This window comes from Sphingomonas sp. LaA6.9 (genome assembly GCF_022601895.1).
Taxonomy (GTDB): Bacteria; Pseudomonadota; Alphaproteobacteria; order Sphingomonadales; family Sphingomonadaceae; genus Sphingobium_A.
The window spans coordinates 1-9,338 of sequence record NZ_JAKVIO010000072.1 but is presented as its reverse complement, the minus strand read 5'-3'; the positions used below and the strand labels follow the sequence as shown (position 1 = coordinate 9,338).

Genomic DNA, 9,338 nt, shown 5'->3' with positions numbered 1-9,338 from the left:
CCCGGGCGGATCATGGCGGACACGCCCGAACGCGGCGACGTCGTCGTGTTCAAGGCGCCCCCCAGCCAACACCAGGACTATATCAAGCGCGTCATCGGCCTGCCCGGCGACATGATCCAGGTCATCGACGGTCAGGTCATCCTCAACGGAACGCCCGTGCCGCGCGAGCGCATCGCCGACATCGTGCTGCCCGAAACCCCCACGAGCCACTGCCTGACCGCAACATCGGGCGAACGTGCCGCCGACGGCACGATCTCGTGCCGCTATCCGCGCTACCGCGAGACGCTGCCGGGCGGCAAAAGCTATGAGGTGCTGGACACCGCACAGCACACAACGGGCGACGATACCCAGGTCTACGTCGTCCCCAAGGGCATGTTGTTCCTGATGGGCGACAATCGCGACCATAGCGCGGACAGCCGCTTCCCTGCCATCGAAAACGGCGCGATCGGGATGGTCCCCGAGGCCAATCTGGTCGGCAAGGCGTGGGTCAGCGTGTTCTCGACCGACGGCAATGCCGAGTGGCTGCTCCCGTGGACATGGTTCACCGCGGCACGCTGGAGCCGGATCGGGGACGGCTTCTGAGCACGCCCGATCTCGGCGCATGGATCACGCAGGCGCTGGGCCATGCTCCGGGGGACATCGCGCTCTTCACGCGTGCGGTAACGCATGGCAGCCATGCCGGCGACAATTACGAACGGCTGGAGTTTCTCGGCGATCGCGTGCTCGCGCTTGTCATCGCCGAATGGCTCTATGCCGAATTTCCCGACGAGCCCGAGGGCAAGCTTTCGCGCCGTCTCAACGCGCTCGTCACGCGCGAGAGCTGCGCCATGGTCGGACGCGAGATCGGCGTCGTGCCCCATCTGCGCCTCGGCAAACAGGCGCGCGACGATGGCGCCGCGCAGAGCGACAATGTCGTCGGCGATGTGGTCGAAGCGCTGATCGGCGCGCTGTATCTGGAGGGCGGGCCCGATGCGGCGCGCAGCTTCATCCGCCGCGCCTGGTCGGGCGTGGTCAGGACGCAGGACGCAGCGCCCAAGCACCCCAAGTCCGAACTCCAGGAATGGGCGGCCGCGCACAACCGCAAGCCCCCGGTCTATGAGATCACCGATCGCTCGGGTCCGCATCATTCTCCCAAGTTCACGGTCACGGTCACGATCGGCAAGCTCGCCGAGGCCAGCGCTACAGGCACCTCCAAGCAGGAAGCCGAAACAGCGGCCGCGCGCGCGCTGCTCGAAAAGCTGCGGTGAATCCGCTTCCTTTGTTCCGCCACAAGGCCCAATAAGCCCTCGATGACAAACTCCCTCCCCACACGCTGCGGCCTCGTCGCGATCGTCGGTGCGCCCAATGCGGGCAAGTCCACGCTGGTCAATGCTCTCGTCGGCCAGAAGGTCGCGATCGTCAGCCCCAAGGCGCAGACCACGCGCACGCGCCTGATGGGGATCGCGATCGACGGTCCCAACCAGATCATGCTCGTCGACACGCCCGGAATCTTCGAACCGCGCCGCCGGCTTGACCGCGCGATGGTAGCGGCCGCGTGGGACGGCGCGCGCGATGCCGACCTTATCGCGCTCGTGGTGGATTCAAAGGCGGGTCTCGGCCCGAAGGTCCAAGGCATCGTCGAAGCGCTGAAGGACCGGCGCGAGCCCAAGATCCTGATCCTCAACAAGGTAGACGTGTCGGACAAGGGCAAGCTGCTCGTCCACGCCGAGCGGCTCAATGAGCGGATCGCCTTCGACCACATCTTCATGGTGAGCGCGACGACGGGCGATGGTTTGCCCGAACTCAAATCGGCGCTGGGCGCTGCGATGCCCGAGGGTGTCTGGCACTTTCCCGAGGATCAGGTGTCCGACGCGACCGATCGGATGCTCGCCGCCGAAGTCACGCGCGAGCAGCTCTACCTCCAGCTCCATGCCGAACTCCCCTATGCGAGCGCGGTCGAGACCGAGAAATATTCGGAGCGCGAGGATGGTTCGGTCGAGATTCACCAGCAGATCCTTGTCGCGCGTCCCACGCAGCGCGCGATCATTCTCGGCAAGGGCGGCCAGCGGCTGAAGGAAATCGGCAGCCGCGCGCGGGCGCAGCTTTCCGAGCTGCTCGGGGGCGCGCGCGTCCACCTCTACCTGCACGTCAAGGTGAAGCCCGACTGGGAAGAGGACCGCGGGCTCTACCGCGACATCGGCCTCGACTGGGTGGAATGACGATGGGCGAACGATTCGAACGACACCGCCAGCCCTGGACATCGGACGAGATCCAGAAGCTTCACCGGCTCGCGGCCAAGGGCATGTCTCTGAAGGCGATCGCCAAGGCGCTCACACGCAGCGAGGAATCGACGCAGGCCCGTGCCAAGCAGGACGGGCTGAAGGTCAGCAAACTGAGATAATGGGGAAAACCGCGGGGGCGCGGCGCTTAGAACTTGTCGAGCAGGATCGCGATGAGCGCCACCCAGAGCGTCACCGCAAAGGATAGCACAAAGACACAATCAGACTTCGCTTTTAGCATCTCTAATGCGCGCATCACTCTCACCCAGATTTTTTATTATGTGCGCATAGTTTCGCTTTTACGCGCCAAATGCAAGCGCCAAGCGGCCTGAAAATGAAGATATGTCACTTTTTAATGGTTTCGCGCGCCCAGAATCTCGCTAACCCATTGCGGAACAAGCCGACTTGCCTTCCCCATCCGGCTTTCTGAAAACTGGAAACTGCCGGCCGATGGCTCGAGGTTGAGTTCTAGCGTGCCGGCGCCGTAGTGCCGGGCTGTCTGGACGAATCCCGCGGCGGGATAGACCGCTCCCGACGTGCCGATCGAAACGAACAGATCGGCGCGCGTCAGCGCTTCGTCGATCCGGTCCATCTGATAGGGCATCTCGCCGAAGAAGACGATGTCGGGCCTGAGCGCGCGGGCGCCACAGCCGGGGCATTCGGGGCCATGCCCCATCGCCCCCGCCCAGCGCGTCGCCATCCCGCACGCCGCGCACAGCGCCGAGAGCAGCTCGCCATGCATGTGGAGCAACCGCCTCGCCCCCGCGCGCTCATGGAGATCGTCGACATTCTGCGTCACGATCAGCAGTTCGCCCGGCCATGCGGCATCAAGGTGCGCCAGCGCCTCATGCGCGGCATTGGGCGTGACGCTTTCGAGTGCGGCACGTCGGGCGTCATAGAAACGGTGGACGAGCACGGGATCGCGCGCGAGCGCCTCGGGCGTGCACACATCCTCGACGCGGTGCCCTTCCCACAGCCCGTCGGGCCCCCGGAAGGTCGCAAGCCCGCTTTCGGCGGAAATTCCCGCGCCGGTGAGGACGACAATGTTGCGGATATCGGAGGTCATGTGCCGCTCATCCCGCCGGCGGATACGCGTCCTTGCCATAGGTCCAACGCGTGGCGAAGCGGCCATCGGCCTCCTGTATCAGGACCTGCGCATCGAAACCGCCCTTCCCGGCCTTTTGCGCCGTGTCGATCGCATCGCGCGTCGCCGCGCTTTGCGTCGCATATGGGCCGTAATTCTTACCGTCGATATTGATCATCCACTGATCGCCATGCGCGATGATGGCGTAGCGGGCGTGTGGCATGAAGCGTCCTTTTCGTTGCGAACTGGTGCGACGCTAGCCGCTGACCGTGACCTTGGCCACCCTTCAGCGCCCGGCGAACCGTTCGGCCTGATCAGCATCGCGACCATAGACGTCTTCGCGAAAGGCAATGCCGTTCTCGGTCGGCGCAGCGGTCAGATAGGTGATGTAGACCGGCACCGCCTGAGGCAGATAGACCTGCTGCTCGGGCTTGTCCGTGGGCACTTCAAGCGGCCTGCCGAAGAGCCATTGCGCCAGCCGCTCGGCATCCTCGACCCGCACGCAGCCCGAACTGAAGCGCCGCGCGTCCTCCTTGAACAGCGCCTTTTCCGGCGTGTCGTGCAGGTAGATGCCCAGATCGTTGGGGAACATGAACTTCATCCGCCCCATCGAATTGGTCTTGCCGGGAAGCTGGCGCACGCGCAGCTCCTGCGTGCCGGCGGCAACCGCGCTCCAGTCGATCTCCGACTGGTCCAGCACGCGCGCATCGGTCGTCCAGCCCGAAAGCGCCTCATAGCCCATGGCGTCGAGCTTTTCGCCTTTCTCGACAACGCGCGGGACAATCCGCTTGCGCACAAGATCGGGCGGCACGTTCCAGTAGGGATTGACCACCGCATAGCGCATCATGCCCGCGAGCATCGGGGTCGGCTCGGTCGGCTTGCCGACGATCACCTTCATCGTGTCCCGGACCTGGCCGTCCTCATAGAGCCACAGGCGCGCTGCGGCCGCATCGACGATGATATAGCGCTTGCCTGTGTTCGGCAGGATGCGCGCGCGATCAAGATTGAGGCGGAGCAGGTGCTCGTAATAGCCCGCGCCACGATTGAGCGCCGCGATGGTCTTCTGACCCACGATCGCATCGGAGGGCAATCCATGAGCGGCCTGGAAGGCCTTGGTCCGCGCCGCGAGTTCCTTGTCGAACGCTGCGCCACCGGCCAGCCCCAGTCGTTCGCGCAGCAGCGCCACGCGCTCGCCCTTCGTGCCCGCACGCAAAACGGGGCCGGGCGGGAGCGTCATCTCGGGCAATGTGGCCCAATTGTCGATATAGTCGGCCAGCCGGGCGCGCAGCTGGGCGTAGACGGGGCTCATCCAGCCCATATTGTCGATATAGTCGGGGAACGACGGGGCAACGCCGGCCACGCGCAGCACCTCGATATCGGTGGGCTGGTCAGGCGCGAGCTCCTGATCGAGATAGACCATCTTCGCCGAGGATATCCGGCGCAGGGCGCGAACATAGGCGGCAAAAGTTCGCGACAATCGGATTTCCGCGCGCGCAAGCGCTCTGGGCGATCCGCCGCGGGCGGCATCGACGACCTCGCGAAGATCCTCCGGATCGAACGCACGCGGATCAAGCCCGTCGAGCCCGGCCGTCTCGACCAGTTCGACCATCCGGTCGGCCTCCGGACCAAGCGTGTTGCCCCTGATCCACAAGGGCCACCACGAACGCGCCTTGTAAAATGTCTTGAGCTTGCCGCCCGCCTCGGATCGCAACTCGGCAGCAACAGCCCCGCTCGGGCGCGTCTGCGCCCCAACGGGTTGCGTGAATACCGAAATCGCCAGGACTGGCGTCAGGCAGGAAAGCAAAAGGCGCCTCCACGCCGGCAGGATCGGGATGCCGGCGTGGGAACGAAACAAAATGCTACGCATGAGATCGATCAGTGGCCTCGCTCACCGGACGGACTTGGCGGCGGCGGGGGCGGCGGGGGTGGCGGGCAAGGCGGACCCTGAACCGCGTGATAGACGCCGTCCGACGTGTAATAGCCATCGACGATGCCATCACCGTCACGGTCCGCAGCGACCGTCCCCGCAATCGCGCCGGGGCCAACGGGCGGCGGGGGCGCCGGGGGCGGCTCTTCGGGGGTCGTGCAGGCCCCAAGCGCCATTGTGCCAGCCATCAATACCGCCAGATATCTGCTCTTCATCTCTCTCTCCCAGAGTTGGCAGCGGGGCTCCGGCAGCCCACACTTCCGCATCCGAGCTAACGATGGTCCGCATGAATCGTTCCACGCGGGTAACAGCGAGCCTTTGCGATCAGCGAGAGCCTGCGATCACGCCGGAGGCCGCGAGCGCAGCGATTTCGGCGGCATCAAGGCCCAGCAGCCCCGAAAGCACTTCAGCGCTGTTTTCGCCCACCATCGGCGGCGCCACGGGCTCGACGGCAGGACTCGCTGACAGACGGTGCGGACTGCGGACGCCGGGAACCTGCCCGTGCGCGCTGGGCATGGCGAGCCGTAGCCCGCGATGCCCGGCCTGCGGATCGGCGAAGGTCGCGTCGAGGCTGTTGATCGGCCCGCACGGCACCGCGTGCTGCGAGAGTAGCGCCATCCATTCGGCGGTGGTGCGCGCCGCGAGCAGTTCGGTGACGATGGGGACGAGAGCGGGTCGGTTTGCGGTCCTCAACGCATTGGTCGTGAAACGCGGATCGTCCGCGAGCTCCGGGCGCCCCGCCTGCCGCACGAAGCGCGAGAATTGTCCGTCATTGCCGATGGCGAGGATGATGTGGCCGTCCTTCGTCGGAAAGGCCTGATAGGGCGTGATGCTGGGGTGGGTATTGCCGATCCGCCCCGGTGCCTCGCCCGACACGAGATAGCCCAGCGCCTGATTGGCCATCGATGCGACCGCGACATCGAACAGCGCGACGTCGATCTGCTGCCCCTCGCCCGTCGCCTCGGCATGGCGCAGTGCTGCGAGGATCGCGATCGTGGCGTTGAGACCGGTAAGCACATCGGCCAGCGCGACGCCGACGCGATAGGGCTCGCCGCCGATCGGGCCGGTGACGCTCATCAGTCCCGACATGCCCTGGATCATGAAGTCGTAGCCCGCTTCATGCGCGCGTGGGCCATCCTGGCCAAAGCCTGTGATCGAGCAATAGACGAGCCGGGGATTGACCGCCTTCAGCGCCTCCCAGTCGAGGCCATAGGCCTTGAGCCCGCCCTGCTTGAAATTCTCGACGACGATGTCCGATTTCGCCGCGAGCGCTCGGACGATCGCCTGACCCTTTTCGGAGGCGAGGTCGATCGCGACCGACTTCTTGTTGCGGTTGGCCGACAGATAATAGCTGCTGGTCAGCCGCTCGCCCGCTTCGTTCTCGAACCATGGCGGCCCCCAGGCGCGGGTGTCGTCCCCCGCGCCCGGGCGCTCGACCTTGATGACCTCGGCGCCCAGATCGGCGAGCTGCATTGTCGCCCATGGCCCGGCGAGCACACGCGACAGATCGAGGACGCGGACGCCGTGAAGTGGTGGGTTCATCTACATGTCGTCCTGCTTACAAGCCGCTCATCCTGAGGAGAGGCTGAGCCTGGCGAAGCCTCGTCTCGAAGGATCCTTCGAGATGCCGTTTCGCCTTCGCTCAACGGCTCCTCAGGACGAGCGGGGCTTGGTTCACGCGCTGAACGCCTGGATACCCGTGATCGCGCGGCCGAGGATCAGCGCATGGATGTCGTGCGTCCCCTCATAGGTATTGACGGTCTCGAGGTTCACGAGATGGCGGATGACGTGGAATTCGTCCGCGATGCCGTTGCCGCCGTGCATGTCGCGCGCCACGCGCGCGATGTCGAGCGCCTTGCCGCAATTGTTGCGCTTGATGAGGCTGACCATCTCGGGCGCCCAGGTGCCCGCGTCGATGTTGCGGCCGACGGTCAGCGCCGCGTTGAGGCCGAGCGCAATCTCGGTCTCCATATTGGCGAGCTTCAGTTGCGGAATCTGGTTGGCAGCGAGCGGCCGGCCGAACTGCTTGCGGTCGAGCGTGTACTGGCGCGCGCGGTGGAAGCAGTCCTCGGCAGCACCCATCGAGCCCCAGGCGATGCCATAGCGCGCCTTGTTAAGACAGCCGAACGGTCCGCCCAGCCCGCGCGCATTGGGGAGCAGATTCTCCTCGGGCACGAACACCTCGTCCATCACGATCTCGCCCGTGATCGACGCCCGGAGGCTCATCTTGCCCTCGATCTTGGGGAAGCTCAGCCCCTCCATGCCCTTTTCGAGGATGAAGCCGCGGATCACGCCGTCGAGCTTGGCCCAGACCACCGCGATGTCGGCGATCGGCGAATTGGTGATCCACATCTTCGAGCCCGTGAGGCGATAGCCGGTATCGGTCGCGACCGCGCGCGTCTTCATGCCGCCGGGGTCGGAGCCTGCATCGGGCTCGGTCAGGCCGAAGCAGCCAACGATCTCGCCGCTCGCGAGCCGCGGCAGATATTTCTGGCGCTGTTCCTCCGAGCCGTACGCATAGATCGGGTGCATCACGAGCGAGGACTGGACGCTCATCGCCGAGCGATAACCCGAATCGACGCGTTCGACCGCGCGCGCGATCAGACCATAGGCGACGTGACTGACGCCCGCACAGCCATAGCCGTCGATCGTTGCGCCCAGCAGGCCGAGTTCGCCGAGTTCGTTCATGATCTCGCGATCGAATCGCTCCTCGCGCGTCGCGGTCAGCACGCGCGGCAGCAGCTTGCTCTGCGCATAATTCTCGGCGGTATCGCGGATCATCCTCTCGTCATCGGTCAGCTGCGCATCGAGGAGAAAGGGGTCATCCCATTTGAAGGGGGTGAAGGCGGCCATTGTGGATCCTGTCCTATGAATATCGTTGTACAAGGCTATGCCGAAGCAAATGCGCGCCGCCAACCCCCTGCCACGCGGACACGGATCGAAACCCGCGCACGCGCTTAACTTCACTTAGCTTCGCAAACTTCTCACAAACGCGCATGTTTATTCACCCCGCCGACGCCCCGCCAAAACGGCTTCCCGAGGCGATGATGACATGCGGCAAGACTGTAGGACAGACCCGGCGCCTTGCCGGCGGACGGCATCAAACATAGAGTTGAGCCGTCCGCGGTCGAAGGAGCCGGTTCGACCTCAAGCCGTCAGCACGTCCGTCGTCCGCTGACGCGCGGGCGTGGCTAGCCGTTCACCACCTGTTCGATCACGCCGAAGATCGGGTGGTGATGGTCGTCCTCCATCCAGATGCGGACGGTGTCGCCCGCCTTCATGAAAGGCGTACTCGGCGCGCCCGACTGGATCGTCTCGATCATCCGGATCTCGGCAATGCAGCTATAGCCAAGCCCGCCTTCGGCAATCGGCTTGCCCGGGCCGCCGCCCGCGTCGCGGTTCGAGACGGTGCCCGATCCGATGATCGTTCCCGCCACCAGATTGCGTGTCTTTGCCGCGTGCGCGACGAGCGTGCCGAAATCGAAGGTCATGTCCTCGCCCGCATCGGCACGGCCGAAGGGCTTGCCGTTATAATCGACATGGAGCGCGCCCGAGAGCTTGCCGTCCTTCCAGCGCGCGCCCAGCGTGTCGGGCGTCACGAACACCGGCGACATCGCGCTCGCGGGCTTGGACTGGAAGAAGCCGAAGCCCTTGGCGAGTTCGGCGGGAATGAGGTTGCGCAAGGATACGTCATTGGTGAGGCCGACGAGCCGGATCGCGCCAAGCGCCTCTTCGCGCGTCGCGCCCTGCGGCACGTCGCCGGTCACGACGACGACCTCGGCCTCCATGTCGCAGCCCCAGCTCTCGTCGGCGAGCGGGATCGGGTCGCGCGGGGCAAGGAAGCCGTCGGATCCCCCCTGATACATCAGCGGATCGTGCCAGAAGCTGTCGGGCAGCTCGGCGCCGCGCGCCTGCCGGACGAGCGCGACATGGTTCACATAGGCCGAGCCGTCGGCCCATTGATAGGCGCGCGGCAAGGGCGACGCAGCCTCGCGCTCGTGGAAGCGCTCCCTGGGAATCGCGCCATGCTCGAGATCGGTGGCGAGGTTGCGCAGATCGCCTTCGACAC

General features: G+C 65.4%; 11 protein-coding genes. 4 read left to right on the top strand and 7 right to left on the bottom strand.

Annotation, left to right across the window (positions count from 1 at the left end; translation table 11 throughout):
* The 4 genes from lepB to MKI88_RS20740 form a co-directional block, all read left to right on the top strand.
* Nucleotides 1–582, top strand: a 582-nt coding sequence (lepB, locus tag MKI88_RS20755; RefSeq protein WP_241633462.1) for a signal peptidase I, incomplete at its 5' end; no start/stop codon positions are given.
* On the top strand, nucleotides 537–1,247 hold the full coding sequence (rnc, locus tag MKI88_RS20750; protein ID WP_241633463.1) for a ribonuclease III: 711 nt from the start codon (nucleotides 537–539) through the stop codon (nucleotides 1,245–1,247). The genes lepB and rnc, both read left to right, overlap by 46 nt.
* 42 nt (nucleotides 1,248–1,289) lie before the next feature.
* A complete protein-coding gene (gene era, locus MKI88_RS20745) occupies nucleotides 1,290–2,198 on the top strand; it encodes a GTPase Era (protein WP_241633461.1) in 909 nt (302 codons plus the stop codon).
* Nucleotides 2,199–2,200: 2 nt separating this feature from the next.
* Nucleotides 2,201–2,380, top strand: a complete 180-nt coding sequence (locus tag MKI88_RS20740) for a hypothetical protein (RefSeq protein WP_241633460.1) — start codon at nucleotides 2,201–2,203, stop codon at nucleotides 2,378–2,380.
* Nucleotides 2,381–2,610: 230 nt separating this feature from the next.
* Here the strand turns inward: MKI88_RS20740 and MKI88_RS20735 are convergent, their stop codons facing one another.
* From MKI88_RS20735 to MKI88_RS20705, 7 genes are all read right to left on the bottom strand, one after another.
* Nucleotides 2,611–3,324 (bottom strand): NAD-dependent deacylase, encoded by a 714-nt coding sequence (locus tag MKI88_RS20735; RefSeq protein ID WP_241633459.1) that lies wholly within the window; start codon nucleotides 3,322–3,324, stop codon nucleotides 2,611–2,613.
* A gap of 7 nt (nucleotides 3,325–3,331) precedes the next feature.
* On the bottom strand, nucleotides 3,332–3,565 hold the full coding sequence (locus MKI88_RS20730) for a DUF2188 domain-containing protein (RefSeq protein ID WP_241633458.1): 234 nt from the start codon (nucleotides 3,563–3,565) through the stop codon (nucleotides 3,332–3,334).
* Between the two features lie 63 nt (nucleotides 3,566–3,628).
* The gene (locus MKI88_RS20725; protein WP_241633457.1) at nucleotides 3,629–5,209 is read right to left on the bottom strand and encodes a murein L,D-transpeptidase; all 1,581 of its coding nucleotides are present in this window, start codon (nucleotides 5,207–5,209) and stop codon (nucleotides 3,629–3,631) included.
* An 8-nt stretch (nucleotides 5,210–5,217) separates the two neighbouring features.
* Nucleotides 5,218–5,484, bottom strand: a complete 267-nt coding sequence (locus tag MKI88_RS20720) for a hypothetical protein (RefSeq protein ID WP_241633456.1) — start codon at nucleotides 5,482–5,484, stop codon at nucleotides 5,218–5,220.
* Nucleotides 5,485–5,593: 109 nt separating this feature from the next.
* Nucleotides 5,594–6,811, bottom strand: coding sequence for a CaiB/BaiF CoA-transferase family protein (locus MKI88_RS20715; RefSeq protein WP_241633455.1), 1,218 nt, complete (start codon nucleotides 6,809–6,811; stop codon nucleotides 5,594–5,596).
* A 132-nt stretch (nucleotides 6,812–6,943) separates the two neighbouring features.
* Complete coding sequence (locus MKI88_RS20710; RefSeq protein WP_241633454.1) at nucleotides 6,944–8,122, bottom strand: acyl-CoA dehydrogenase; 1,179 nt, start codon at nucleotides 8,120–8,122, stop codon at nucleotides 6,944–6,946.
* 338 nt (nucleotides 8,123–8,460) lie between these two features.
* Nucleotides 8,461–9,338 (bottom strand): fumarylacetoacetate hydrolase family protein (locus MKI88_RS20705; protein ID WP_241633453.1); only part of this gene is annotated, 878 nt, incomplete at its 5' end.

Coding starts and splice junctions, on each gene's coding strand:
- era (WP_241633461.1), top strand. CDS start 1,290: ATGACAAACTCCCTCCCCACACGCTGCGGCCTCGTCGCGATCGTCGGT.
- MKI88_RS20720 (WP_241633456.1), bottom strand. CDS start 5,484: ATGAAGAGCAGATATCTGGCGGTATTGATGGCTGGCACAATGGCGCTT.
- MKI88_RS20730 (WP_241633458.1), bottom strand. CDS start 3,565: ATGCCACACGCCCGCTACGCCATCATCGCGCATGGCGATCAGTGGATG.
- MKI88_RS20740 (WP_241633460.1), top strand. CDS start 2,201: ATGGGCGAACGATTCGAACGACACCGCCAGCCCTGGACATCGGACGAG.
- MKI88_RS20735 (WP_241633459.1), bottom strand. CDS start 3,324: ATGACCTCCGATATCCGCAACATTGTCGTCCTCACCGGCGCGGGAATT.
- MKI88_RS20715 (WP_241633455.1), bottom strand. CDS start 6,811: ATGAACCCACCACTTCACGGCGTCCGCGTCCTCGATCTGTCGCGTGTG.
- MKI88_RS20710 (WP_241633454.1), bottom strand. CDS start 8,122: ATGGCCGCCTTCACCCCCTTCAAATGGGATGACCCCTTTCTCCTCGAT.
- MKI88_RS20725 (WP_241633457.1), bottom strand. CDS start 5,209: ATGCGTAGCATTTTGTTTCGTTCCCACGCCGGCATCCCGATCCTGCCG.
- rnc (WP_241633463.1), top strand. CDS start 537: ATGGTTCACCGCGGCACGCTGGAGCCGGATCGGGGACGGCTTCTGAGC.